Origin of the sequence: Pseudomonas sp. MWU13-2862, from assembly GCF_023242495.1 — a bacterium.
GTDB classification, from domain to species: Bacteria; Pseudomonadota; Gammaproteobacteria; order Pseudomonadales; family Pseudomonadaceae; genus Aquipseudomonas; species Aquipseudomonas gingeri_D.
This window is the reverse complement of the sequence record NZ_JALMEZ010000014.1, coordinates 87,341-111,524: the sequence shown is the minus strand read 5'-3', so window position 1 is coordinate 111,524 and position 24,184 is coordinate 87,341. Positions and strand designations below refer to the sequence as shown.

Genomic DNA, 24,184 nt, shown 5'->3' with positions numbered 1-24,184 from the left:
GGGGACTACTCCTTGGTCGCCAGATTGACCACGCGGTTGGAGCGATCCACCGGGCGAACCAGGTCGCCGTCATGGAGCACATGCACACCGGCCGCCACCACCCAATCGCTGGCCGAAAGGCCTTCGAACACCGGCACGGTCTTTTCGCCAAAGGCACCGACCCGCACCGGGGTCCGTTTGAGGGTGTTGTCCGCCTGGACCCGCCAGACATAGGTCGCACCGTTTTCCGCGGTCACCGCCGACAGCGGCACCGACAACGGCACCACACCGGCGGCCTGGATAAACACCCGGGCGCTCTGTCCCAACTCAGCCGGCACCTTGCCGGCGCTGAAGGCGATACGGGCGGCGAAGGTCCGCGACTTGGGGTCGGCGGCCGGCGACAACTCGCGGATCCGCCCGTTGAAACGCTGGTCCGGCTGCGACCAGAGTTCCACGGCCACATCCTGGCCGATCTTGAACCGTCCGAAAGCCTGCTCCGGGAAGCTGATCAGCACTTCACGCTCGCCGTCGGCGGCCAGGGTAAAGACCGTCTGGCCGGCGGCGACCACCTGGCCGACTTCCACCAGGCGCTTGGCGACTACACCGTCCTGGGGCGCACGCAACACGGCATAACCGGCCTGGTTGCTGGACACGTCGAACTCGGCCTTGATCTGCTTGAGGCGGGCTTCACCGGAGCGGTAGAGGTTTTCCGCATTGTCGTACTGCGAGCGGCTGACCATCTGTCGGTCGAGCAGGGTCTTGTAGCGATCACGCTCGGAGCGCACCAGGTTCAGGTTGGCCTCGGCGGCCGCGACCTGGGCACGGGTCGCTTCCAGTTGCAGGCGCACGTCCTGCGGGTCGAGCTCCGCCAGGGGCTGGTTGGCCTTGACCCGCTCGCCCTCCTCCACCAGTCGTCGGCTGACCTTGCCACCGATACGAAAGGCCAGGTCGGGCTCGAAACGCGCCCGCACTTCACCAGGATAACTGTCCATGGCCTGGGCCGAAGGCTGTGGCTGCACCACCATCGCGGGACGAACGCTGACCTGGGCCGGCTCTTCATGACCACAGCCGGCCAGGAAAAGGGCTAAACTGACGGGCAACGCAAGGGGCATGACATAGCGGAGCATGGTGTAGGACCTTTCGCTAGTGGTGCTCAGAATATTTATACTGGCCAGTATGGTATTAATACCAAACTCACCAGTCCAGTATTAACTAAGAAAATGTCCGACAATCTTTCAGTGCCCAGCGGCCCCGGCCGCCCCAAGGACCTGGCAAAACGCCAGGCCATCCTGCAAGCGGCGAAAGATCTGTTCCTGAGTAATGGATACGCCAGCACCAGCATGGACGCAGTCGCTGCAGCAGCAGGTGTTTCAAAGCTGACGGTGTACAGCCATTTCAACGACAAGGAGACACTGTTCTCCGCCGCCGTGGTGGCCAAATGCGCAGAACAGCTGCCCGAGCTGTTTTTCGCCCTGCCCGAAGGCGTGCCGGTGGAAAGCATTCTGCTGAACATCGCCCGGGGTTTTCATCACCTGATCAACAGTGACGAGTCGGTGAACCTGCATCGGCTGATCATGGCCCTGGGCAGCCAGGACCCGAAGCTCTCGCAGATCTTCTTCGAGGCCGGGCCCCAACGCATGCTCACGGAGATGGAGCGGCTGCTGAGTCGGATCAACCAGGGCGGTGCCCTGGTGATCGACAAGCCGCACTACGCCGCCGAGCACTTCTTCTGCCTGCTCAAGGGCGCGGCGAACTTCCGCCTGCTCTACGGCTGCGGCGAGCCGCCGAGCGAGGCCGAGGGCGAAGCCCATGTGCGCGAGGTGGTGGGGTTGTTCATGCGCGCCTACCGGCCTTGAGCACTCGGGCGCCTGTCAGACCGCTATCGCGAGCAAGCTTGCTCCTACAAGTTTTGCGTACTGCATAGACGGTGCTCACGACACAAATCCTGTAGGAGCAAGCTTGCTCGCGATGAGGCCCTCAAGATCGCCCAAACCGTCACGCCAAGCCTGCTTTCAAGGCTTCAGGGCTTTCTTCGGGTAGATGTCATAGCGACTCGACTTGCCGTCCAGGCCATGGCTCGGTTTCGGCCCGTCGATACACGGCGCCTTGCGCGGGCGCTTGACCACCACCCGATGGGTCGCCAGGGCCAGTGCCGCCTCCAGCAATGCCGGCGCATCCGGGTCATCGCCCACCAACGGGCGGAACAGGCGCATTTCCTTCTTCACCAGGGCGGTTTTCTCACGGTGAGGAAACATCGGGTCCAGGTAGATCACCTGGGGCGCCTCGCCTTCCCAATTGCGCATCACCTCGATCGAATTGCCCTTGAGCAAGTGCATGCGCGAAACAATCGGCGCCACGTCGAAATCTTCCAACCCACGGGCCAGGCCATCCTCGAGCAAGGCGCCAATCAGCGGCTGGCGCTCGATCAGGCTCATCTCGCAGCCCAGGCTCGCCAGCACGAACGCATCCTTGCCCAAGCCAGCAGTGGCGTCCAGCACCCGCGGCCGTACGCCCGGTTGAATGCCCACGGCCTTGGCGATCATCTGCCCGCTGCCGCCGCCATACAGACGCCGGTGCGCCGCGCCGCCTTCGACAAAGTCCACCCGGACCGGTCCAGGCGCCTCAGGTCCCAGTTGCTGCAACTGCAACCCCTGCTCCGACACCTGCAAAGCGAACTCCGCTTCGGCTTCCTGCAACGGCAAACCGAGGCGTTCGGCCCAGGCTTCGGCCCGGGATTGCAACCCTTCGGCCAGGGCCTCGACTCTGATACGGACCGGTGCTTGCTGCTCACTCATGAAAAACACGCTCAAAAATTTAATGATCGGCAAAAGCTGCCGATAAAAACATTATCCAGCATTTTGCCAGACCTGAGCGTCACTCGAGAGCCATGTCAGACATTCGCACTACATCCATAGGTTATCTGTCGCCCGTCGACAATTATGGCCTGCGCAATTCCCAGGCACTGAGCGGTGTCAGTCACCTGTGGCAAGATTTCTTTGCCCGGGCGCTGGCCGAACAGGTCGGGGACGCGGCGGATGCAAAGAATGTCCAGGCACAACTGCCGGTCGACGGCCCGGTGGAGCCCACCGCCGGTGCCGAGCTGCTGGCGCAGATCGTTGACCAGCGCCAGTGTGACGTAAAGGACACCCCGGTCCGTCCGCCGGAGCCGCTGTTCCTGCCGATTGCCGAATTCGATCTGGACCTGCTGAAGCGGCCCGTGCCTTACCCGCCGGAAGAAGTTGTCGCGCAACAGAAACAGCAGGATTTCGAAAGCGGCTGGGTTCGCCCTATCGTCCTCAACGCCGGCCAGCCGCTGCCAGCACCGGGCCCCGCGCCGCAAGCGCGTCCGCTGCACCTGCCGATTGCCGAGTTCGAGCTGGATCTGCTGGAGCCGCATGTGCCGTTCGACGAAGAAACCCTGGTCAAGCAGCAGAAAGCCATGGACTACGACCTGAACTGGGCCCGTCCGCTGGTGGCACAGAACCTGCGCCTCGCGGCCTGAGTGTTTACCTAGTTCTTGAACATCTGATTGATCCGCGCAAAGGGCATGGCCTGATCCAGCGCGCTGAACGTCCCCTGCCCACGCATCTCCTCGGCCGCCCGATAGAAGGCGCCGTACGCCGCCCGGGCCAACGCCGAACCGACACTGATGCGCTTGACTCCCAGTTCGCCCAACTCGGTCACCGACAGGTTGACCCCGCCCGACATCAATACATTTACCGGCTTGGGCGCCACGGCCTTGACCACCGCCTGGATCTCCTCACGCGTGCGCAGGCCTGGCGCATATAGCACGTCGGCACCGGCCTCGGCGAACGCCTGCAAACGGCGAATCGTATCCGGCAGATCCTGGCGCCCGTGCAGCAGGTTCTCCGCCCGCGCCGTGAGCATGAAGGGGAACGACAGGCTGCGGGCCGCGGCAACCGCGGCCTCGACCCGTTCTACCGCGTGGTTGAATTCATAGATGGGGTCCTCGGCATGACCACTGGCGTCTTCGATCGAGCCCCCCACCAAGCCGGCTTCGGCCGCCCGCAAAATCGCCTCGGCACACCCGGCGGGGCTGTGGGCAAAACCATTTTCCAGATCGGCCGCCACCGGCAGCGTCGTGGCCAGGACAATGCTCCGCGCGTTTTCCAGCGTATCGTTCAGCGAGTTGGCCCCTTCCGCATCCGGACGTCCAAGGGAAAACGCCAGGCCCGCGCTGGTGGTGGCCAACGCCTCGAAGCCCAGTGCGGCGAGCATTTTTGCCGAACCGGCATCCCAGGGATTGGGAATCACAAAGGCTCCGTCACGTTCGTGCAGGGCCTTGAAGGCTTGGGCTCGAAGGGTTTGCGCATCCATGGGTCGACTCCTGGCAAAGAGAGTGTGATGCCCTCAGAGCAAGCCGAGTTGCTCCGTGGCGGGCCCTCTGTATAGCTCAGGCAGCGCCGGCAAGCCAGGCAGACGCTCCATCAGCCGAGCATGGAAACGTTGCGCCAGCGCCGGTGCGAGGCGGTTGTCGGAGGTATGCAGAAACACGTAGGGCGTGCGCCCCTCCTCGATCCAGCCGGCGACCTTTTCGACCCAGGGCGTCAGGAAAGGCTCATTGGCCTCCAGTTCCGGGTGCCCGATAAAACGCACCTGCGGAAACAGCGTGAACGCTGCCGGCCGTGGTGGCACCTTGGGCTTTTTCGACTGGGCGTGCAGCACCGAGGCATCGGTGGAAGTGCAACTGAACAGCGCCCGTGGATCGAGGCAGATCCGTTCGACACCCCGGTCCAGCAGCAGGCGGTTGAGCATCCGCTCGGCGTCGCCCTTGGCGAAGAAATCACGATGACGGACTTCAATCGCCAACGGGCGCTCCAGCGCGTCGATAAACCCGACCAGCTCGGCCAGGCGCTGCGGCGCAAAACTGGCCGGCAATTGCAGCCACAGCGGCGCCACCCGCGGTCCCAGCGGCTTGAGCAGTTGCAGGAAGTCTTCAGCCGCCTGGACCTGCTCACGCAGATCACCGCCATGGCTGATATCCCGAGGAAACTTGGCGGTGAAGCGAAAGTGTGCGGGCATGGTCTGCGCCCAGCGTTCTACCGTGGCGGACGCGGGCCGTGCGTAGAAGGTGGTGTTGCCTTCGACGGCGTTGAACACCTGGGCGTACAGGTCGAGAAAATCGCTCGTGCGCGCGGTGGGCGGGTACAGGTACTCGCGCCAGGCGTTTTCGCTCCAGGAGGGGCAACCGAGGAAATAAGGCAGCAGGACAGGATCAGTCATCGACCCGATTAAATCAGATATGCAGGTCGAGCCCCAACACTTCCATGTCCCACTCGACGAAACCGGCGGTGGTCAGGTAGCTGGCCAGGGCGTTGGCGACGCTTTTGCTCATGGCGCGATGGAAGATCATGTCCTGCGGACGGGCCGGCAGGTTGGCCAGGCGGCTACCGGCCGCTTCGGCGCGGGCGGCCACCTCGGAGAGATCCTCGCTATCGCCCTCCGAGACATCGGCCTCGTCGTCGACCACGACGCTGCCTTTGCGCGGTTTGCGCTTGATGGGGTAGGACTGTGAGGAAACGCCGTCTATACGCATTGGGGCATGCTCGGTGTCGATGATGGCAATTTAGCAGCACGCACCGCACTTAGCTATTGCCCGAGTGATAACTGGACCACAGAACCTGAAAAAGGTTTTCACACCCTGGTGCCTGGGTGGGGAAAACATGACGAACGGCACATTTTTGACTATCTGGGCGTTTTTTCGGGTGATCGGTTTAACGTTCAGTTTAGCCTGAATTTTATCAGTTGCCGCCCGGCGTCAACGGGCCTTGGGCGTTGCCACCTTGTCGCGCAGGTAAACCGGCTGGGCCTCGTCGGCCGGAATGGCTTCGCCGCGCGCCCAGGCAAAACGCGCCAGGCTCAACAGATCCTCGGCGTGGGGCAGCAGGCTGGCATCCTGGCCTGTCAGTGCAACGTTGATCCGCTCACCATAACCCCAACCCGTGCCCGCGCCGAACCACTCGCCAGCGGCATCGTCCGGCAAGGCCGCCAGTTGCGGAGCCAGCACCGCCTCGACCCCGGCCAGACGCATTTCCCCGGCTTCTTCGCGATAGCAGCCCCAATACACCTCGTCCATCCGCGCATCGATGGCCGCGGCCACCTGGCGCACACCGCGCTCGCGAAAGGCCCGCTGCGCCAGCACTGCCAGGTTCGACACCGGCAACACCGGACGCTCCAGGGCAAACGCCAGCCCCTGAACCACACCGATGGCAATCCGCACCCCGGTAAAAGCCCCGGGACCACGGCCAAAAGCAATCGCATCCACCGCCGACAGGCTGATACCCGCGTCGGCCAGCAACTGCTGGATCATCGGCAGGAGCTTTTGCGCATGCAGGCGCGGAATCACCTCGTAGTGGCTCGTCACCTTGCCGTCATGCAGCAAGGCGACGGAGCAGGCTTCAGTCGCGGTGTCCAGGGCCAGCAAGGTGCTCATCGATGTATCCGTCAGGTCGAAATGAAAAAAGTGCAACAGTATAAACAACAACAGCCCGCAAGCGGGCTGTTGTACACATAGCAGCTACAGCGATCAGCTCAGGGCTTCAAGCACCTTGCTGGTGATCGATTCCACGGAGCCGACACCGGCGATATGGCTGTACTTCGGTTTGCCCTGGGCGGCCGAGAGATTCTGGTAGAAATCCACCAGCGGCTTGGTCTGGGAGTGGTAGACCGACAGGCGATGACGCACGGTTTCTTCGGTGTCGTCCTTGCGCTGGACCAGGTCGTCCCCGGTCAGGTCGTCCTTGCCTTCGACTTTCGGCGGGTTGTAGACGGTGTGGTAGACGCGCCCGGAAGCCTCGTGAACACGACGGCCGGCGATGCGCTGGACGATCTCTTCGTCATCGACGGCGATCTCGACCACGTAGTCCAGCTCGACACCGGCATCCACCAGGGCTTCCGCCTGGGGAATGGTGCGCGGGAAACCGTCGAACAGGAAACCCTTGGCGCAGTCGGCCTGGGCGATACGGTCCTTGACCAACGCGATGATCAGGTCGTCGGAGACCAGCCCGCCGGCGTCCATGATGCCCTTGGCCTTGAGGCCCAGCTCGGTGCCGGCCTTGACCGCGGCGCGCAGCATGTCGCCAGTGGAGATTTGCGGGATGCCGAATTTCTCGGTGATGAACTTAGCCTGAGTACCTTTACCGGCCCCGGGAGCTCCCAGCAGAATGACGCGCATCGATGTGCTCCTCAATTTTTTATTTAGAAACGCTCGGATTCGCCTCGTGGGGCCAATCTCAAAAATAGGGTCATGGCCGCAAAACGGCCAAAGGCTGATCAAGATACACAGCCGACCGGAGCCACACAAGCCGCCGAAAGTCGCAGTCACTCATGCCTGCACAAGCGCTGAAACCTGCTATGCCGGGTCGCCCCCGCCAATAAAGCGCCGCCACACAAAAACGACCGCCCCTGACTGGACGGTCGCTTTTGTCCCATTACATAGGGCAACTCTTCCCACACACCTTAGCCAGTATTGCGCAGCCCGGCGGCAATCCCCGCCACAGACACCAGCAAAGCCTGTTCCAGAGGGCTGTCCTGGGCCGTTTCCTTGCGCCGCGAACGAGCCAGCAGCTCGGCCTGCAACCGGTGCAGCGGGTCCAGGTAGGTGTTGCGCAGACGAATGAACTCCAGGGTCTCAGGGCTATGGGCCAGCAGTTGCGACTGGCCGGTCAAACCCAGTACCACCGCGCACGCCTGCGACAATAGGTCGCGTAAGTGCACACCCAATGGCAGTAGTTCGGCATCCACCAGACGTTCGTCATAGGAGCGGGCGATATCGCTGTCGGCCTTGGCCAGGACCATTTCCAGCATGTCGATACGGGTGCGGAAAAACGGCCATTGCTCACGCATCTGCGCCAACAGCTCGCCTTCACCCCGTGCCAGTGCCTTGCGCAGCGCCGCTTCCCAGCCGAGCCAGGCGGGCAACATCAGGCGCGTCTGGGTCCAACCGAAAATCCACGGAATCGCCCGCAAGCTTTCGATTCCGCCGGCGCGGCGCTTGGCCGGACGGCTGCCCAACGGCAGGCGCCCAAGCTCCTGTTCCGGGGTGGATTGGCGGAAATACTCGACGAACTGCGGATTGTCGCGCACCTCGGCGCGGTAGGCACTGACACCGTCCGCGGCCAATTCATCCATCAATTTACGCCAGGCCGGTTGCGGCGGCGGCGGCGGCAGCAAGGTGGCTTCGAGCACGGCGGCCAGGTAGAGGTTGAGATTCTGTTCGGCGATGTCCGGCAGGCCGAACTTGAAACGAATCATTTCGCCCTGCTCGGTGGTGCGGAAACGCCCCGCCACCGAACCCGGCGGCTGCGACAGGATGGCCTCGTGGGCCGGACCGCCGCCACGGCCGACGGTGCCGCCACGACCATGGAACAACAGCAGTTCGACCTGCTGCTCGCGACAGATCTCCACCAGCCGTTCCTGGGCCCGATACTGCGCCCAGGCCGCCGCCGTGGTGCCAGCGTCCTTGGCCGAATCGGAGTAGCCGATCATCACTTCCTGCGGACCTTGCAGGCGCGCGCGATAGCCCGGCAGCAGCAACAGCCGCTCCATCACGGGACCGGCGTTATCCAGGTCGGCCAGGGTTTCGAACAACGGCACCACGCGCATCGGCCGCAGCACGCCGGACTCCTTGAGGAGCAACTGCACCGCCAGCACATCGGAGGCGGCACCGGCCATGGAGATGACGTAGGATCCGAGGGAGGCGGCCGGCGCCGCAGCGACTTCCCGGCAGGTCGCCAGCACTTCGGCGGTGTCCGCGGAAGGTTTGAAATAGGCCGGTAACAGCGGGCGGCGATTGGCCAGCTCGCGCATCAGGAAGGTCAGGCGATCTTCTTCATTCCAGTCTTCGTAACGGCCCAGCCCTAGATAGTCGGTGATCTCGGTCATGGCGGCGGCGTGACGGGAAGAGTCCTGGCGCACGTCCAGGCGCACCAGGAACAGGCCGAAGGTCACCGCCCGGCGCAGGCAATCGAGCAACGGGCCGTCGGCAATCACGCCCATGCCGCACTCGTGCAAGGACTGGTAGCAGAGTTGCAACGGTTCGAGCAGTTCGCGGTTGTTCTGCAGGACTTCGTCCGGTGCCGGTTGCGTCGTAGCGAGGGAGGCCTGGGCCCAATTGCGGGTGGCCCGCAGCCGCTCACGCAATTGTTTGAGCACGGCGCGGTAAGGTTCGGCGCTCTCACCGGCGCGGGCAAGCAGGGCCTCGCTGGCCTGCTGCATCGACAACTCGGCGGCCAACTGGTCGACATCACGCAGATAGAGGTCCGCCGCCATCCAGCGGGCCAGCAGCAGAACCTCACGGGTGACCTTGGCCGTCACATTGGGGTTACCGTCACGGTCACCGCCCATCCAGGAAGCAAATCGAATCGGCGCGGCTTCCAGGGGCAGGTGCAAGCCGGTGGCCGCGAACAGCGCCCGGTCGGCTTTGCGCAGGTAGTGCGGAATGGCCTGCCAGAGGGAATGCTCGATCACCGCGAAGCCCCATTTGGCCTCGTCCACCGGGGTCGGCCGGGTCCGGCGGATTTCCTCGGTGTGCCAGGCTTCGGCGATCAGTCGCTGCAAGCGCTGGCGGATCTGCTCGCGTTCGGCAGCGGTGAGGTCGCGGTGGTCCTGCTCGGCCAATTGCGCGGCAATCGCATCGTATTTCTGGATCAGGGTCCGCCGCGCCACCTCGGTGGGGTGCGCGGTGAGCACCAGTTCGATCTCCAGGCGGCCCAGTTGCCGTGCCAGGGATTCGGCGCCATGGCCTTCGGCGAGCAGCCGCGCCAGCAACTCCGGCAGCACCCGCGACTCGAAAGGCGCTGGCTGCGACTCGTCGCGGCGGTGAATCAGCTGATATTGCTCGGCGATATTGGCCAGGTTGAGAAACTGGTTGAAGGCCCGGGCCACCGGCAGCAGCTCGTCGTCGCCAAGGCTGTCGAGGCTGGCACTGAGCTCGGCATTCGCCGAACCGCTGCGGTCGGCCTTGGCGCCCTTGCGGATACGCTCGATCTTGTCGAGGAATTCGTCACCGTGCTGGTCACGGATGGTATTGCCCAGCAGTTCACCTAACAGGTGGACGTCTTCACGCAAACGTACATCAATATCGGACATCGACAGACTCTCCGGGGGACGCTGAGATGGCTCACAGGCTCAAGAGTGCACCAGCGCGGCGAACGCTTACAAGCCTGGCAAAAATCCCCACTGAACCTCGTCACATAGAACTAGTCTGATAATAAGCCTCACGAAGGCTTTATCGCCGGTACAGGCCGGTCACTCATCAATACCCGCTATCAACGGGTGCGAATTGAGGTCGATATGAAAATCCGCGAGCTTGCCCAGCACTGGGAAGAAAACGCCAAGGGTCGGTTGACCGACACCGGCTATGTCATTCATCTGGATGTGGAAGCTGCGGCGCGACTGGCGGCGGTGATCGACATGTACCCCAAACGGCGCCCGGAAGAACTGCTCGGCGAGTTGGTCGGTGCGGCGCTGGAGGAACTGGAAGCCAGTTTCCCCTACATCCAGGGCTCACAGGTGGTGGCCACTGACGAAGAAGGCGACCCCCTTTATGAGGACGTCGGGCCGACACCGCGTTTTCTCTCGCTGTCGCGACGACATCTGCATGACCTGGCGTCCCAGGACAAACCGAAACATTAAAGCCTGACGCGATTCCCCTTGCGGATAGCACCCTGTTCCTTGAGGGGCCAACACGGACCTGTAGGAGCAGGGCTTGCCCGCGAAGAGGCCCTTGAGGCCGCTAAAAGCTTCGCGGGCAAGCCCTGCTCCTACAGGTTCAGCGGTGTATTCAAAAAACCGTTCTCCCTCCTCCACTCCCTCCATCCGATACCCCCAAACACCGCGAAAGTTCAGACTTTTCGTACTGACTACTCGGTCAGATTTTTTTCGAGCAATGGGCCATCTTTTCCTGAACTATTCAAAAAAGCCTTGGGTCACACCCAGTAGCCATCACCGGAGCAGTTGCAGTTAAAACGCTCCCGGAACCCCTACCGGACACGGCGCGACAAGCTCCCGGAACCGTGATGGACGATGACGTCATTCAGGAGCTATCCAATGGAGTTGAAGATCATGAAGACCCACACTGTCCAATCGTCGTTTACCCCCCTGCGCGGACTGAAACTGGCCGCGCTGGTACTCGGCAGCAGCCTGCTTCTGGCCGGTTGCGCCGGTAACCCGCCGACCGAGCAGTACGCCGTGACCCAATCGGCGGTCAATAGCGCCGTCAGTGCCGGCGGCACCGAATACGCAGCGGTGGAAATGAAGTCGGCCCAGGACAAGCTCAAACAAGCTGAAATGGCCATGCACGATAAAAAGTATGACGAAGCCCGTCGCCTGTCCGAACAGGCTGAATGGGATGCCCGCGTCGCCGAACGCAAGGCCCAGGCCGCCAAGGCCGAGCTGGCCGTGAAGGACTCACAGAAAGGTGTTCAGGAACTGCGCCAGGAAAGCCAGCGCTCCGTGCAACCGGTGCAGTAAGCATCGGCCCCGCTTGACGCCTGCTTTCCCTGAAGCTTGAACCCTAAAAAGGATGAACCATTATGCGTAAACAATTGATGATCCCCGCCCTCCTGGCCCTCAGTGTCGGCCTGGCCGCCTGCTCGTCGCAGCCCAATGCCAACCTGGAGCAGGCCCGTACCAACTTCTCCGGCCTGCAAGCAAACCCGCAAGCAAGCAAGGTCGCCGCCCTGGAAACCAAGGACGCCAGCGACTACCTGGACAAGACCAACAAGGCCTACCAGGACCATGAAAAGGTCGAAACCGTCGACCAGCTGGCTTACCTGACCAACCAGCGGGTTGAAGTGGCGAAGCAGACCATCGCCCTGCGCACCGCCGAAGCCAACCTGAAAAACGCGGCCGCCCAGCGGGCCCAGGCCCGCCTGGACGCCCGTGACCAGCAGATCAAACAGCTGCAGGAAAGCCTCAACGCCAAGCAGACCGAGCGGGGCACCCTGGTGACCTTCGGTGACGTGCTGTTCGCCACCAACAAGGCCGACCTGAAATCCTCCGGCCTGGTCAACATCAACAAACTGGCGCAGTTCCTCCAGGAAAACCCTGATCGCAAGGTGATCATCGAGGGTTACACCGACAGCACCGGCGGTTCGGGTTACAACCAGAGCCTGTCCGAGCGCCGCGCCACCTCGGTGCAAGTGGCACTGATCAAGATGGGCGTCGACCCGTCGCGTATCGTGACCCAGGGTTATGGCCAGGAATACCCGGTAGCGGATAACGGCAGCGTTTCCGGCCGCGCCATGAACCGTCGCGTGGAAGTGACCATTTCCAACGACAACCAACCCGTGGCCCCGCGCTCGTCCATCAGCAGCGCCAACTGACAGGTTAAAAAAACCGCCTGATTCAATCAGGCGGTTTTTTCACGTCCGGCCTCTGGAAAAACCTACTGCACCAACGTCGGCGTTTCCTGCCCCATGCAGCGCACCGCCTGCTTCTGGCTGTTCACCAGTACGCCGGTCAAGCCCTTCTGTTCGGTGTCGAACAGCACCAGCACCCCGTCAATGCACTGCGCGGTTTGCGCCGCCGGTTCCAGCGAGATCTTGTAATCCTCCCCGGGCACCGTCTTGAGCATGGTGAACTCGTTCAGCAGCAGCGCATCCTCCGGTTTGGCGAAATGCAGGTAACCGTAGTACCACAGGCACGCGACCGTACCGATGATGCTGCAGATACCGGTGAGGATCAGGGGAATGGCGTTACGTTCTTCAGTCATTGCGGACTCTCTGGTTCAACATTCGAATTCGGGACAGGCGGATAATTCGGGATCTCGCCCAGGCGGCGCAGGCCGTTGAAGTGCTGCGGGTCGTCGAGGTAACGCAGCATCACCAGGCGCCAGGTCGGGTCGCCGAAGGTCTGCACATGGCCGCCACGGGTCAATTGCAGCACCCGCGGCGGTGGCGCCGCCTGATACAGCTGGATGCCATTGACCAGCGGCACGACCGGGTCGTCGAGGCTGTGGAAAATCAGTTTCGGCACCCCGGTCAGGCGCGGCATGGCCTTGATCGCGCTGTCGCCATCGGGGACCAGCCAGGACAAGGGGATTTGCAGGGGCCAGGTCAGCCAGGACGACGCAAGGGCATCACGCCCCACCGAACGGTAGCTGGCCGGCGCGCCATCAAGTACCAGGGCCTTGAGCCGCGACTGGTATTCGGGATGGCGCTCCACCAGGTAATGCACCACCAGCGACCCGCCCAGGCTCTGCCCCAGGACCACCAGGGGTTTGCCCTGGACTTGCGGGGCCTTTTGCAGCCAGTCGAACGCCGCATCGATATCCTGGTAGACCGCCGGCAGGCTCGGTTCGCCTTCGGACACGCCATAACCGCGATAATCGAGCATCAATACCTGGTAACCCTGCTCCGGCAACCACCAGCTGCCGCCCAGATGCCCGGACAGATTGCCGCCGTTGCCATGCAAATGCAGCACCGTGCCCTTGACCGCCACGCCGGCCTTGACCGGCAGCCACCAGGCGCGCAAGCGCACGCCGTCGGCGGTGGTCAGGGTGACATCGCGGTATTCGAGGTGCGCTTTAGCGGGAGTGAACGGCAGGCCGCGATCGGGGTAGAACAGCAGGGAGCTACAACCGCCCAGGGTCAGCAGCAGGCAGAGCATGCCGAGGATTCTCATCCGTTTGAAGCCTCGCTAGATAAGGAGAAATGTCGCCAACCCTCACCTGTAGGAGCGAGCTTGCTCGCGATGGAGGCACAGGCACCTCGGGGCACCAGATGCCCCGCGTTATCGTTGACGACCATCGCGAGCAAGCTCGCTCCTACAGGGTCGGCGGTCAGAGGATATTAGAGTAATCCGCCTCGATCCGATCCAGGCTCAAGTGGTTCAGGAAGTTGCTGAAACACATCCAGGCCGACAGCGCATTCATGTCGCGGAACTGTTCCGGCAGGTACTTGGGCGGCACCACCAACCCCTCATCCACCAGTTGGCGCAACGTGCGCATATCCTCCAACGTGGTCTTGCCGCAAAACAGCAGCGGCACCTGCTCGAGCTTGCCCTTACGCACGGCCAACTGAATATAGTTGTAAACCATGATAAAGCCTTTGAGGTAGGACAAGTCTTTGGTAAATGGCAGCCCCGTCGGTGTCGAGCCACGGAAGATCCGACTGGCATTGCCATAGCTTTCCGCCATTTCGAAACCCTGCTCGCGGAAGAACTCGAACACCTGGAGGAAATCCGCGCCCTGCTCCACCATGTCGATGGCCCGGGTACGGTTGGTCAGCTTGCGCAGGCGGGTCGGATAGGAGGCGAAGGCAATCACCTCCATCAGAATCGCCAGGCCTTCCTGGGTCACTGTCGACGACGGTGGGCCCTTGGACAGGAAGGTGCAGATCGGCTGGTTCAAGCCGTTCAGGGTGGTGCCGACATGCACCAGGCCTTCATGCACCTCCAGCGCCCGCACATCCCGCGAATTGAACATCGCATCGGCGCGGATCTTGATGTAGTCGGCGCCCGCCGCCGCGTCGGCGACAATGCCGTCGGACTCGAACACCCGGATGGTTTCCTCGGCCTCGCCGAACACCTTGTTCAGGCGACTTTGCAGCATATCGACCGCCTCCTTGGCGGTCAGGGTCTTGGGCTCGTCCTTGAGATCACCCCGGCCGTCGATATTGTTCAGGTAATCGGAGAGCATCAAGCCGAGGTCGGCCAGGGTCGGATCACCGGCGTGGAACGCATCCGAAGCAGCGCCGTACAACTCCTGGGAGATCAGGCCGAAATCCGCGGTGCCACGGGCTTCGAGCATCCGCACCACCTGCCGGTACTCGCGGCACATGCGGCGCATGATCTGCCCGACCGGGTTGAACTGGCCGAGCCGCCGGGTGATATCGCGCTCGATATTCTGGAACTCCAGTTTCACCGCGCTGGAATCGAACGACAGCGGCCGCGAGGCATAATAGTCGCGATCCACCGCCGGCATTTCCTTGCCCTTGCCCTTGAGAAACGCCTTGCGGATGTTCTCGTCCCACTTCACCGCGTCGAGCACGCGAATCGGCGTCTGTGCCAGCACAATGCGATCAGAGAGGCTGCGTATCGTCTGCTGGTAATCGTCCAAGGGTGACTCCTGAAGGTGATACCGGTGAATAGCCATGCACAGAGCCTAGACCGAGGCCAGCACCAAGTGCATGTAGCGCGAGAGGATCCCCAGCATGTCCTGTTCGGACTGGACCTCGGCGTCGTTGAGCAGGCCCTGATATTCCATCCGTCCGATAATCGCCGTCAACACTTTGGCATCCTGCTGAGGCTCTTTGGTACCCAGTACCTGGACAAACTGGTAGGCGCCCTGCAGGAGAATCTGTTGGTGCGAACGCACCAACACCGCCAGGCGTGGATTGAGCAGCGCTTCCTGACGAAACGCCTGCTCAGCCATCAGGTGCTCGCGACGGTTGTGCAGTTGCCGCTGGATGTAGTCGACAATCATATGGGCGATGTCGTCGGCCACTTGCGCCCGCGAGGCCGCACTGCCGTCACCGTAGGCGACCATTTCCCGCAATATGCCTTCGGTGTTTCCCCACAGCTTGGCCATGAAGGCCGCACTGCGCTCGACATACTGGGCGAAGGTATCGGTGAGCAGGTCATCGATATCCTTGAAGTAATAGGTAGTGGCCGACAGCGGCACATCGGCCTCGGCGGCCACCGCGCGGTGCCGCACCCCACGCACACCGTCGCGCACGACAATGCGCATGGCGGCGTCAAGAATCGCCTGTCGTCGTTGCTCGCTTCCCTGTCGACTGGCCTTGCGCCCTTGATACTGAACGCTCTCAGCCACCGCCGTAGCGACGCCAGCTGCTCCCTTTTGCGCCATTGCACGCTCCACTACCGGTCTTCCTCTCTTGTAATAATCTGAAACATCAGTACCAATAGACAATAAAAAAGCCGCCTTGTGAGGGCGGCTTTTTCAACAGCAATTTTATGCTTGCGGCCGCATGTGCGGGAACAGGATCACATCGCGAATCGACGGTGCGTTGGTGAGCAACATCACCAGGCGGTCGATACCGATGCCCTCGCCCGCCGTCGGCGGCATGCCGTACTCCAGCGCCCGTACGAAGTCGGCGTCGTAGTGCATGGCTTCGTCGTCGCCGGCGTCCTTCTCGGCCACCTGGGCCTGGAAGCGCTCGGCCTGGTCTTCCGCGTCGTTCAACTCGGAATAGGCGTTGGCGATTTCACGACCGCCGATAAACAGCTCGAAACGGTCGGTGACGTTCGGGTTCTCGTCATTGCGACGGGCCAGCGGCGAGACTTCGAACGGGTACTCGGTAATGAAGTGCGGCTGTTCCAGCTTGTGCTCGACCAGCTCTTCGAAAATCATCACCTGCAGCTTGCCCAGGCCTTCAAAGCCGAGCACCTTGGCACCGGCCTTCTTGGCGATCGCGCGGGCCTTGTCGACGTCCTGCAGGTCGGCGGCGGTCAGCTCAGGGTTGTACTTGAGGATCGAGTCGAACACCGACAGGCGCACGAACGGTTCGCCGAAGTGGAAGACCTTGTCGCCGTACGGCACGTCGGTGCTGCCCAGAACGGCCTGGGCCAGTTCACGGAACAGCTCTTCGGTCAGGTCCATGTTGTCTTCGTAGTCGGCGTACGCCTGGTAGAACTCCAACATGGTGAACTCGGGGTTGTGCCGGGTCGACACGCCTTCGTTACGGAAGTTGCGGTTGATCTCGAACACCCGCTCGAAGCCACCGACCACCAGGCGCTTGAGGTACAGCTCCGGCGCGATGCGCAGGTACATGCCCATGTCCAGCGCGTTGTGGTGGGTTTCGAACGGCTTGGCCGCGGCACCACCGGGGATGGTCTGCAGCATCGGCGTTTCCACTTCCATGAAATCGCGCTGCATCATGAAGTTGCGGATATGGGCGATGACCTGAGAACGCACGCGGAAGGTCTGGCGCACTTCTTCGTTGACGATCAGGTCGACGTAGCGCTGGCGATAGCGGGTTTCGGTATCGGTCAGGCCGTGGTGCTTGTCCGGCAGCGGGCGCAGCGACTTGGTCAGCAGGCGCACGTCGGTCATTTCAACGTACAGGTCGCCCTTGCCGGAGCGGGCCAGGGTGCCAACGGCGGCAATGATGTCGCCCAGGTCCCAGGTTTTCACCGCGGCCAGGGTCTCTTCCGACAGGGTCTTGCGGTTGACGTAGACCTGGATGCGCCCGGACATGTCCTGGATCACCATGAACGAGCCACGGTTGAGCATGATGCGACCGGCAACCTTGACCGGGATCGCCGCCTCAGCCAGCTCTTCCTTGGTCTTGTCGGCGTACTGTTTCTGCAAGTCTTCGCAGTAGGCGTCGCGACGGAAGTCGTTGGGGAAGGCCTGACCCTTGGCGCGCTCGGCAGCCAGCTTTTCCTTGCGCAGGGCGATCAGGGTGTTTTCTTCCTGTTGCAGGGCTTGCGGGTCGAGTTGTAGGTCGCTCATGTCTTTAGATTTTCCATCACAGGTTCGTTGCCCCCGGCCTTCGGCAGGGGTTCACGGCAGGCGGCGCGCCTTGGTGCGCGCCGTCGCCGCAGTGCCTTAAAGCCCTTGCTTGAGGCTGGCTTCCAGGTATTCGTCGATATCGCCGTCCAGCACCTTGTCGCAGTCGCTGCGTTCGATGTTGGTGCGCAGATCCTTGATCCGCGAGGCGTCGAGTACGTAGGAGCGGATCTGGTGACCCCAGCCGATATCCGACTTGGTGTCTTCCAGGGCCTGGGAAGCGGCATTGCGCTTCTGCACTTCCTGTTCGTACAAGCGCGCCCGCAACATTTTCATCGCGGTGTCTTTGTTCGCGTGCTGGGAACGTTCGTTCTGGCAGCTGACCACGGTGTTGGACGGTACGTGAGTGATCCGTACGGCCGAGTCGGTGGTGTTGACGTGCTGACCACCGGCACCGGAAGAACGATAGGTATCGATCCGCAGGTCTGCCGGGTTGATTTCAATTTCGATGTTGTCGTCGATTTCCGGGGAGACGAACACCGCCGAGAACGAGGTGTGACGACGGTTGCCGGAGTCGAACGGGCTCTTGCGCACCAGACGGTGCACGCCGATCTCGGTGCGCAGCCAACCGAAGGCGTACTCGCCCTTGATATGCACGGTGGCGCCCTTGATCCCGGCGACTTCGCCGGCGGACAGTTCCATGATGGTGGCGTCGAAACCGCGTTTGTCGGCCCAGCGCAGGTACATGCGCAGCAGGATATTGGCCCAGTCCTGGGCTTCGGTGCCGCCGGAACCGGCCTGGATATCCAGGTAGGCGTTGTTCGGGTCCATTTCGCCGCTGAACATCCGGCGGAATTCGAGTTTCTCGAGGGCGGCGCGCAGGCGTTCGACTTCAGCGGCGACGTCGTCGACGGCACCCTGGTCTTCTTCGGCGGCGGCCATTTCCAGCAGGTCGCGGGCATCGCTCAGGCCGCTGGACATGTCGTCCAGGGTCTCGACGATCAGCGCCAGCGCGGAACGCTCGCGGCCGAGGTTCTGGGCGTATTCGGGGTTGTTCCAGACAGCTGGATCTTCAAGCTCGCGATTGACCTCGGTCAGGCGCTCATGCTTTTGATCGTAGTCAAAGATACCCCCGAATGGTTTCGGAGCGCTCGGACAGGTCCTTGATACTGTTAAGGATCGGGTTGATTTCCATGGCGGGCAGCACTCGTCGGTGAACTTTTGAAAGCCGACGAGTATAACCGAGTTGCACGCGTCCCGGCAGCCCGCTTGGCGGGGTGATTTCAGTTTTCGCCGCGAAACTTCTGCGCCAATCTGGCCAGGTATCGCATCAGCTTCTCTTCCCGCGCCCTGGCATGCCCATCGGGATACAGGACCGCAAGATGACAGTAACGATGTTCTTCCAGCTCTCCGCGCACATAAACAAGAGCGGCGTCCTTTTCCGGAGCGCCTCTACGACAGACTCGATCGATCTGAGGAAGGTTCTTGGGAAACTTTTCCGGCGGAAGCTTCAAGTGGATATGCATGAGGTTTGCATTAAACGCAGCTGCCGGCCAGACGTAGGGAGCGTCGCGCCCAAATCGATCTGAAGGAATGCCTGTCTGCTTATAGGTAACGAAATCATTCAGTAGAGCGGTGTCCAGTCCTGGATAATCCTTTAGAACATCCAGAAAAAGCTCGCGGTAGGACTCCGGATGAAAGATGGCTGACGCCCTGGACATCAGGCGTTAGCCAACTCAATCAGCCTCTGGGTGGAATGCTCGGCCAATGCGCGCAGCCCTTCTCCATCAGCAGTACTTTCAAAGGATTCCGGCACTGTCAGCATTTGAGAGAGCAGGCTGTGGGTAATCGCCATTTTCTCCCTTGCACGAGCCATGGACCGACGAAGATCCATATGGACCTCGGCCAACCCCTCCGGGACAATCGCACTGCGTAGCGTCAGTTCCATGCCGCGAAAGCTGTCCAGATTCCGCCCCAGATCTTCAAGTTTTGCTTGAGCATCCAGTCCTTCAGGAGTACGGGCCGGATCTCTGGCAAGCATGTCTTTGATGATGCTTGCGAACCCGTTTTCTACCTGCTTCGCCTTTTTTATCAGCCCGTGAATCTCGATAGCGAGCTGACTGGACTTCTGGCTGGCCTCATTTCTGAAGCCGCTATCGTGGTCCGCAGCAGCCTGAACCGATACCGCAGCACCATACCCACCGATCAACGCGAGCGCAGCCAATAGCAGCGATGCGGTGGGGATGCTGGGTGGTGATTCAGGCTTCATGTTGAAATACCCGTTCAAGGAGCGGTCTGCTCAAAAGTATTTTGGTGTGCAATTATTGTACAGCATCACACCGTATCGTGATATTTCAGCAACCCTCCACCTGCTTAAGCCCCCCAGCAGTAGCACTTTCACTTCTTCTGGCAAAAAATTCCGCTACCGCGTCAGTCTTTTTAACCTTGAAATGTAAGGCATTTCTGTTTTTTCACAGACCTATTCAACGCGCCGCCGAGGACAAGCAGACTCCCCCCTTACCGCTTGAGTAAGGGACTACGAATGTTCATTTCAGCGCCGTTAAACCGCTTTACCCTGACCCTCCCGGGCCTTGCCCCTGAACTCCAGGTGCTGGCCTTCAAGGGCAGTGAAGCCATCAGCCAGCCCTATCGTTTCGAGCTGGAACTGGTCAGCCGCCGCCCGGACCTGAACCTCGACGAGCTGTTGCACCAGCAGGGCTTTCTCGCCTTCAACGATAGCGGCGCGGGTATTCACGGCCAGGTCTACAGCATCGGCCAGGGTGATACCGGTCAGCGCTGGACCCACTATCACCTCACCCTCGTGCCGCAACTGACCTACTTGGGTCATCGCTTCAACCAGCGCATCTTCCAGAACCAGACCGTACCGCAGATCATCGCCCGGGTGCTCAAGGACCACGGCATCCTCGGCAACGCCTTCAGCTTCAATCTCGCCACACCCCTGCCCGCCCGCGAGTACTGCGTGCAGTACAACGAATCCGATCTGGATTTCATCCAGCGGCTGTGTGAGGAAGACGGCCTGCACTACCACTTCCAGCACAGCCCGGCCGACCATCACCTGGCCTTCGGCGATGACCAGACCTTCTTTCGCCGGCTGTCCAATGCCGTGCCCTATGTGCCGGACAGCGGCACCGTGGCTACGACCGCGAGCATCAAGTCCTTTGACCTGCGCCTGGAGACCCGCAGCAGTCATGCGGCCTTGCGTGATTACGACTTCGAGAAGCCGCATACCTTGCTGGAGCGGACGACCCACTGCTCGGATTCACTACCGAAACCCGTGTTGGAGGACTATCGCTATCCTGGCCGCTTCAAGCATGACGACGCTGGTAAACGACTCAATCGCCGTCAGTTGGAGCGCCATCGCGCCGACTATCGACAGGCTTCGGGCAAGAGCAATGCGCCACAACTGGCCAGCGGTCATCTCCTGACCCTGAGCGACCATCCACAGCCGGACTGGAATGATCTCTGGCTGCTGACCCACCTGACCCATGAAGGCAAACAGCCGCAGGTCCTGGAGGAGTCGGCACCGATCCCGAGCGTTGCCGACAGCGATTTCCGCCAGGGCTACCGCAACAGCTTTCTCGCCACGCCGTGGGATGTGTTCTTTCGGCCGCCGCTACAGGTGCGCGAATCCCGTCGCCTGAATGCCCAGACCGCTATCGTCACCGGCCCGCCCGGCGAAGAAATCCACTGCGACGAATATGGCCGGGTGAAGGTGAAGTTTCACTGGGATCGTTCCGACGAAACCGGCGCCCACAGCAGTTGCTGGTTGCGGGTGGCGTCCGGCTGGGCCGGGCCGAGTCATGGCGCCGTCACCCTGCCCCGTGTCGGCATGGAGGTGCTGGTGACCTTTCTCGAAGGCGACCCCGATCAGCCACTGATCGTCGGTTGCCTGAACAACGCGCTGCAGCAAGCGCCCTACCCTCTGCCTGCGCACAAGACCCGCAGTGTGTTCAAAAGCCAGAGCAGCCCCGGGGGTGGCGGCAGTAATGAGATCCGCATCGAAGACCTCAAGGGCCAGGAACAGATCTATGTGCATGCCCAACGGGATTTCGAGCAGCACATCGAACATGACCAGCATGTACAGATCGGTCATGAGCGGCATGAAAGCGTCGGTGCCAACAGCTACGTCGAGTTCAAGGCCGAAGAACATCATACGGTTCACCAGGATCGACGTTGCGAGGTGAAGGGTGATGATCATCTGACGGTGGGTCGAAGCCAGCAGGTGAAGGCGGGGTTGGGTTACCTCGTTGAGGCTGGTCAGGAGATCCATTTCTATGCAGGCAAAAAAATCATTATCGAGGCCGGTGCCGAATTGACGATCAAGGTAGGCGGTCACTTCATCAAACTCGATGGCAACGGCATCAGTCGTGTAGGCCCCGACGCCGCTGGGATCGCTGGTACGGCAGCGAGAGCTGCCGTGTTGACAGCCCTCAAACCCGCAGCCGAGGGACAGGCCGGAACTACACATCACATACCCGGCAGCTCGTCCCAAGAAGCCCACGACGAGCAGATGCAACTGCTCAGCCGCTCCGGTACGCCGCTGAAAGGGATCAAGGTCACCGTTGCAGTGCCTGGAGAAACCGCCCCTCAGGTTGTCACCAGCGATGCCGACGGGCTTCTCCCTCGCATCAAGACCCAAACCGCCCAGGACCTAAAGGCGTTTCTGAGCTGGGACAAATTCCATGTCCCGGAAGGCGCTGACAGTTACGAAAGGAGTCGCAAGCAATGAGCGCAGATCCGATCCTCACATGCACCACCAATACCCGACCCGGCTCAGTCTCTCAGCAGACTTTTGACTGCGCAATACTCTGGGCCTGGGGTCAGCAGGAAGCGATACGTCGGCTGACAGTAGAGAGGCGCGATCCCTATTCGCAACATGTACGCAGCGAATTGGTCGCCAGTTTCAGTGCCCGTGCCGCGCGTATCGCGGCAACCTATGCGCGGTTCTATCTGGAGTTGGAAGACGGTGGAAAGCCCGAACTGAAGGGACGTTTCTACTGGATGGGTCTGGCGGCCTTTGCCAGCAAACAAGTCAAGTGCGGATTGGACTTCATACCGGACGCTCTGGCTGTCTCAGTAGGGGATTATCTGCCCAATCCAATGGCTATCGGTAAGGACGGGCTGGGTAAGGGTAACTTTTGGTTGTTCCAAGACATTTTTGTCTGGCACTGGTTTTACAGCCAATTTCCCGAACAATTCGAAGAATGTGCGTTGGAGCGTAATGCGCTGAACTGCCCTGAGTTGGCACTGGCGGGACTAAAAAGCTTGCCGTGGGCGGAGGAGGCGCTGGTGACCCTTAATCACTTCAGGGTAAACCCTTACATTCTTGAAGCTTTTAACACCATCAAAAAGTGTGAACAAGCCACCATGAGAGAAAAACCAAACCTGCAGTTTGAATCACTTTTAGCCATTGCCAACCATGAACAACTAGAAGTCCTGCAGCCGCTTATCTACGAGGATCACACGTTCCAAAAAGTCTTGGATCTTCAAACTTTGACAGAAGGGCTTCCTTGCTTCCCCTTGAGAGCCGCAGCCTTCAGCACGGCATGCGACGTAGAAGAGGAAGATTTTCGCGTGCAAATGACAGAAGGCGACCTTTACAACAAAGCCGACAGAATGGAGTTCATTCGGACAATCGCACTTCAATATCACAAACAAATGCAAAAGGATATTAAAAACATGGAGTCATCCATAATATCCATCTCAAGCTGGCAAAATCTCGAGTGAAACGCCTGACAACACTAGCATTTATTTTGCTACTGACCTCCTGCAAGGAAACATACAAAACAGAGGTTCTAGACATGCAAAAAGAAAATCCGATCATTGAAATAAAACTTAAAGAAGATATTAATTCAGTCATAGCTCGCAGCCCGTCACAGTTCAAGCTTGACTGCTCAAAAAGCTCCGACGTTTGCTGGTACAGCCTATCAAGCTCACACAACAGCAAAACGCTACCAATCGTTAAAATTAAAACCGGAGAACATACTTTATTACTAAAAAATGCGACCAACATTACAACTGATATATGGACTAAATATGGCAGCCAGATAGAAAGCATCGACATTACTCTAAGAGGCCTCCCCGATGACAGCCTACACACAGACTATCAAGACGCCATATATCGACTCATTGACGGTCTCCAACGAGCAGGATGGAAGCATTACTATCACAGAAGTGACCCGAGGATCTCAGGCAAAGAGATGAATAAAATTAATACCCCGCGCGAAATACTAGGAAAACCGGTATCCAGCCATCCTTGGCTAGATCCAAACTATAAAATTGACGTTAAGCGCTGGCTTAAAATAGGATCTTTTTATAATTGGTATTTCTACAACAACAATTCATACCTACACCTTAAAGCATGGCGTCAACTTTCAAAAAAATACCCAAATGAAAGAGGCACCTATTTAATAAGCTTAAATTTCTCCACAGAAGCTGAATTTTGGCGAGCCCCCTTTCAAGGCGACGACAAGATTCGCTGGAAAGATTTACTTCCCGAAGAATTGGCACTCTATAAAAAAGAACGGGACGTATTGGAAAGTAAAGCCCGAATCGCCGGCATAGAAATTGATGAATCGTATCAAGATCCTCCGATCAACGAGTTAAACCTATGATCAACTTCCAAAGTCAAATCTCACTCACCATTGAAAAATCTGCTACATTCTTAGTTGATACCTAGAGATAAAAACCTCAAGATTTGCATCGCCAGGGCCGACGTTTTCGCGGGCAAGCCCCGCTCCTACAGTA

24 protein-coding genes and 1 pseudogene are annotated in these 24,184 nt (G+C 60.3%); 8 read left to right on the top strand and 17 right to left on the bottom strand.

Features of this window, described 5'->3' with window-relative positions:
- Positions 1-5: 5 nt before the first annotated feature.
- Positions 6-1,106: an efflux RND transporter periplasmic adaptor subunit gene (locus M5C56_RS24010; RefSeq protein WP_103497407.1), complete on the bottom strand. Its 1,101-nt coding sequence runs from the start codon at positions 1,104-1,106 to the stop codon at positions 6-8.
- Positions 1,107-1,199: 93 nt separating this feature from the next.
- Here M5C56_RS24010 and M5C56_RS24005 point away from each other — a divergent pair, with 93 nt between their 5' ends.
- Positions 1,200-1,835, top strand: coding sequence for a TetR/AcrR family transcriptional regulator (locus M5C56_RS24005; RefSeq protein WP_103497408.1), 636 nt, complete (start codon positions 1,200-1,202; stop codon positions 1,833-1,835).
- Positions 1,836-1,991: 156 nt separating this feature from the next.
- Here the strand turns inward: M5C56_RS24005 and M5C56_RS24000 are convergent, their stop codons facing one another.
- Positions 1,992-2,774: a class I SAM-dependent methyltransferase gene (locus M5C56_RS24000; RefSeq protein ID WP_103497420.1), complete on the bottom strand. Its 783-nt coding sequence runs from the start codon at positions 2,772-2,774 to the stop codon at positions 1,992-1,994.
- Between the two features lie 92 nt (positions 2,775-2,866).
- Between M5C56_RS24000 and M5C56_RS23995 the strand changes: the two genes are divergently transcribed.
- The gene (locus M5C56_RS23995) at positions 2,867-3,481 is read left to right on the top strand and encodes an energy transducer TonB (RefSeq protein WP_103497409.1); all 615 of its coding nucleotides are present in this window, start codon (positions 2,867-2,869) and stop codon (positions 3,479-3,481) included.
- A gap of 8 nt (positions 3,482-3,489) precedes the next feature.
- On the opposite strand, the gene M5C56_RS23990 is transcribed toward M5C56_RS23995, so the two are convergent.
- The 6 genes from M5C56_RS23990 to ppc all read right to left on the bottom strand — a co-directional run bounded on the left by M5C56_RS23990 (position 3,490) and on the right by ppc (position 10,089).
- Positions 3,490-4,317: an isocitrate lyase/phosphoenolpyruvate mutase family protein gene (locus M5C56_RS23990; protein ID WP_103497410.1), complete on the bottom strand. Its 828-nt coding sequence runs from the start codon at positions 4,315-4,317 to the stop codon at positions 3,490-3,492.
- Positions 4,318-4,350: 33 nt separating this feature from the next.
- Positions 4,351-5,223, bottom strand: coding sequence for a DUF72 domain-containing protein (locus tag M5C56_RS23985; RefSeq protein WP_103497411.1), 873 nt, complete (start codon positions 5,221-5,223; stop codon positions 4,351-4,353).
- Positions 5,224-5,236: 13 nt separating this feature from the next.
- Entirely contained in the window at positions 5,237-5,536 is a 300-nt protein-coding gene (locus M5C56_RS23980) for a hypothetical protein (protein WP_103497412.1), read from the bottom strand.
- Positions 5,537-5,758: 222 nt separating this feature from the next.
- Positions 5,759-6,433, bottom strand: coding sequence for a tRNA (adenosine(37)-N6)-threonylcarbamoyltransferase complex dimerization subunit type 1 TsaB (gene tsaB / locus M5C56_RS23975; protein ID WP_103497413.1), 675 nt, complete (start codon positions 6,431-6,433; stop codon positions 5,759-5,761).
- 93 nt (positions 6,434-6,526) lie between these two features.
- Positions 6,527-7,174, bottom strand: coding sequence for an adenylate kinase (adk, locus tag M5C56_RS23970; protein WP_103497414.1), 648 nt, complete (start codon positions 7,172-7,174; stop codon positions 6,527-6,529).
- Between the two features lie 284 nt (positions 7,175-7,458).
- A complete protein-coding gene (gene ppc, locus M5C56_RS23965; RefSeq protein ID WP_103497415.1) occupies positions 7,459-10,089 on the bottom strand; it encodes a phosphoenolpyruvate carboxylase in 2,631 nt (876 codons plus the stop codon).
- A 204-nt stretch (positions 10,090-10,293) separates the two neighbouring features.
- Between ppc and M5C56_RS23960 the strand changes: the two genes are divergently transcribed.
- From M5C56_RS23960 to M5C56_RS23950, 3 genes are all read left to right on the top strand, one after another.
- A complete protein-coding gene (locus tag M5C56_RS23960) occupies positions 10,294-10,635 on the top strand; it encodes a pilin assembly protein (RefSeq protein ID WP_100942392.1) in 342 nt (113 codons plus the stop codon).
- 414 nt (positions 10,636-11,049) lie between these two features.
- Positions 11,050-11,472, top strand: a complete 423-nt coding sequence (locus M5C56_RS23955) for a DUF4398 domain-containing protein (RefSeq protein ID WP_103497416.1) — start codon at positions 11,050-11,052, stop codon at positions 11,470-11,472.
- A 62-nt stretch (positions 11,473-11,534) separates the two neighbouring features.
- Entirely contained in the window at positions 11,535-12,326 is a 792-nt protein-coding gene (locus tag M5C56_RS23950; RefSeq protein WP_103497417.1) for an OmpA family protein, read from the top strand.
- 62 nt (positions 12,327-12,388) lie between these two features.
- On the opposite strand, the gene M5C56_RS23945 is transcribed toward M5C56_RS23950, so the two are convergent.
- From M5C56_RS23945 to M5C56_RS23910, 9 genes and pseudogenes are all read right to left on the bottom strand, one after another.
- Complete coding sequence (locus M5C56_RS23945; RefSeq protein ID WP_103497418.1) at positions 12,389-12,715, bottom strand: hypothetical protein; 327 nt, start codon at positions 12,713-12,715, stop codon at positions 12,389-12,391.
- Positions 12,712-13,626 carry an alpha/beta hydrolase gene (locus M5C56_RS23940; RefSeq protein WP_103497419.1) on the bottom strand — a complete coding sequence of 305 codons (915 nt, stop codon included), beginning with the start codon at positions 13,624-13,626 and terminating at the stop codon, positions 12,712-12,714. The genes M5C56_RS23945 and M5C56_RS23940 overlap by 4 nt, the downstream gene beginning before the upstream one ends.
- A 47-nt stretch (positions 13,627-13,673) precedes the next feature.
- Positions 13,674-13,751: pseudogene (locus tag M5C56_RS32500) on the bottom strand (outer membrane lipoprotein carrier protein LolA); the annotation flags it as partial.
- 32 nt (positions 13,752-13,783) lie between these two features.
- The gene (locus tag M5C56_RS23935; RefSeq protein WP_247263340.1) at positions 13,784-15,097 is read right to left on the bottom strand and encodes a flavohemoglobin expression-modulating QEGLA motif protein; all 1,314 of its coding nucleotides are present in this window, start codon (positions 15,095-15,097) and stop codon (positions 13,784-13,786) included.
- A 9-nt stretch (positions 15,098-15,106) separates the two neighbouring features.
- On the bottom strand, positions 15,107-15,811 hold the full coding sequence (locus tag M5C56_RS23930) for a TetR family transcriptional regulator (RefSeq protein WP_103498376.1): 705 nt from the start codon (positions 15,809-15,811) through the stop codon (positions 15,107-15,109).
- Positions 15,812-15,916: 105 nt separating this feature from the next.
- Positions 15,917-17,419, bottom strand: coding sequence for a lysine--tRNA ligase (gene lysS, locus M5C56_RS23925; protein ID WP_103498377.1), 1,503 nt, complete (start codon positions 17,417-17,419; stop codon positions 15,917-15,919).
- A 96-nt stretch (positions 17,420-17,515) separates the two neighbouring features.
- Positions 17,516-18,611, bottom strand: a protein-coding gene (gene prfB / locus M5C56_RS23920) for a peptide chain release factor 2 (protein WP_103498378.1) whose coding sequence is annotated in 2 segments (ribosomal slippage) — positions 17,516-18,538 and positions 18,540-18,611 — 1,095 coding nt in all. Because the reading frame shifts where the segments join, the coding sequence is not laid out codon by codon here.
- Between the two features lie 88 nt (positions 18,612-18,699).
- Complete coding sequence (locus M5C56_RS23915; protein ID WP_103498379.1) at positions 18,700-19,137, bottom strand: type II toxin-antitoxin system YafO family toxin; 438 nt, start codon at positions 19,135-19,137, stop codon at positions 18,700-18,702.
- A complete protein-coding gene (locus tag M5C56_RS23910; RefSeq protein WP_103498380.1) occupies positions 19,137-19,685 on the bottom strand; it encodes a hypothetical protein in 549 nt (182 codons plus the stop codon). The genes M5C56_RS23915 and M5C56_RS23910 overlap by 1 nt, the downstream gene beginning before the upstream one ends.
- Positions 19,686-19,958: 273 nt before the next feature.
- Between M5C56_RS23910 and M5C56_RS23905 the strand changes: the two genes are divergently transcribed.
- The 3 genes from M5C56_RS23905 to M5C56_RS23895 all read left to right on the top strand — a co-directional run bounded on the left by M5C56_RS23905 (position 19,959) and on the right by M5C56_RS23895 (position 24,051).
- Entirely contained in the window at positions 19,959-22,166 is a 2,208-nt protein-coding gene (locus M5C56_RS23905) for a type VI secretion system tip protein VgrG (protein WP_247263341.1), read from the top strand.
- Entirely contained in the window at positions 22,163-23,164 is a 1,002-nt protein-coding gene (locus M5C56_RS23900; RefSeq protein WP_247263342.1) for a hypothetical protein, read from the top strand. Before M5C56_RS23905 ends, M5C56_RS23900 begins: the two co-directional genes overlap by 4 nt.
- Positions 23,165-23,238: 74 nt before the next feature.
- Entirely contained in the window at positions 23,239-24,051 is an 813-nt protein-coding gene (locus M5C56_RS23895) for a hypothetical protein (RefSeq protein WP_248766933.1), read from the top strand.
- The last annotated feature ends 133 nt before the right edge of the window (positions 24,052-24,184 follow it).

Coding starts and splice junctions, on each gene's coding strand:
- M5C56_RS24010 (WP_103497407.1), bottom strand. CDS start 1,106: ATGCTCCGCTATGTCATGCCCCTTGCGTTGCCCGTCAGTTTAGCCCTT.
- M5C56_RS24005 (WP_103497408.1), top strand. CDS start 1,200: ATGTCCGACAATCTTTCAGTGCCCAGCGGCCCCGGCCGCCCCAAGGAC.
- M5C56_RS24000 (WP_103497420.1), bottom strand. CDS start 2,774: ATGAGTGAGCAGCAAGCACCGGTCCGTATCAGAGTCGAGGCCCTGGCC.
- M5C56_RS23995 (WP_103497409.1), top strand. CDS start 2,867: ATGTCAGACATTCGCACTACATCCATAGGTTATCTGTCGCCCGTCGAC.
- M5C56_RS23990 (WP_103497410.1), bottom strand. CDS start 4,317: ATGGATGCGCAAACCCTTCGAGCCCAAGCCTTCAAGGCCCTGCACGAA.
- M5C56_RS23985 (WP_103497411.1), bottom strand. CDS start 5,223: ATGACTGATCCTGTCCTGCTGCCTTATTTCCTCGGTTGCCCCTCCTGG.
- M5C56_RS23980 (WP_103497412.1), bottom strand. CDS start 5,536: ATGCGTATAGACGGCGTTTCCTCACAGTCCTACCCCATCAAGCGCAAA.
- tsaB (WP_103497413.1), bottom strand. CDS start 6,433: ATGAGCACCTTGCTGGCCCTGGACACCGCGACTGAAGCCTGCTCCGTC.
- adk (WP_103497414.1), bottom strand. CDS start 7,174: ATGCGCGTCATTCTGCTGGGAGCTCCCGGGGCCGGTAAAGGTACTCAG.
- ppc (WP_103497415.1), bottom strand. CDS start 10,089: ATGTCCGATATTGATGTACGTTTGCGTGAAGACGTCCACCTGTTAGGT.
- M5C56_RS23960 (WP_100942392.1), top strand. CDS start 10,294: ATGAAAATCCGCGAGCTTGCCCAGCACTGGGAAGAAAACGCCAAGGGT.
- M5C56_RS23955 (WP_103497416.1), top strand. CDS start 11,050: ATGGAGTTGAAGATCATGAAGACCCACACTGTCCAATCGTCGTTTACC.
- M5C56_RS23950 (WP_103497417.1), top strand. CDS start 11,535: ATGCGTAAACAATTGATGATCCCCGCCCTCCTGGCCCTCAGTGTCGGC.
- M5C56_RS23945 (WP_103497418.1), bottom strand. CDS start 12,715: ATGACTGAAGAACGTAACGCCATTCCCCTGATCCTCACCGGTATCTGC.
- M5C56_RS23940 (WP_103497419.1), bottom strand. CDS start 13,626: ATGAGAATCCTCGGCATGCTCTGCCTGCTGCTGACCCTGGGCGGTTGT.
- M5C56_RS23935 (WP_247263340.1), bottom strand. CDS start 15,097: ATGGCTATTCACCGGTATCACCTTCAGGAGTCACCCTTGGACGATTAC.
- M5C56_RS23930 (WP_103498376.1), bottom strand. CDS start 15,811: ATGGCGCAAAAGGGAGCAGCTGGCGTCGCTACGGCGGTGGCTGAGAGC.
- lysS (WP_103498377.1), bottom strand. CDS start 17,419: ATGAGCGACCTACAACTCGACCCGCAAGCCCTGCAACAGGAAGAAAAC.
- M5C56_RS23915 (WP_103498379.1), bottom strand. CDS start 19,137: ATGTCCAGGGCGTCAGCCATCTTTCATCCGGAGTCCTACCGCGAGCTT.
- M5C56_RS23910 (WP_103498380.1), bottom strand. CDS start 19,685: ATGAAGCCTGAATCACCACCCAGCATCCCCACCGCATCGCTGCTATTG.
- M5C56_RS23905 (WP_247263341.1), top strand. CDS start 19,959: ATGTTCATTTCAGCGCCGTTAAACCGCTTTACCCTGACCCTCCCGGGC.
- M5C56_RS23900 (WP_247263342.1), top strand. CDS start 22,163: ATGAGCGCAGATCCGATCCTCACATGCACCACCAATACCCGACCCGGC.
- M5C56_RS23895 (WP_248766933.1), top strand. CDS start 23,239: ATGCAAAAAGAAAATCCGATCATTGAAATAAAACTTAAAGAAGATATT.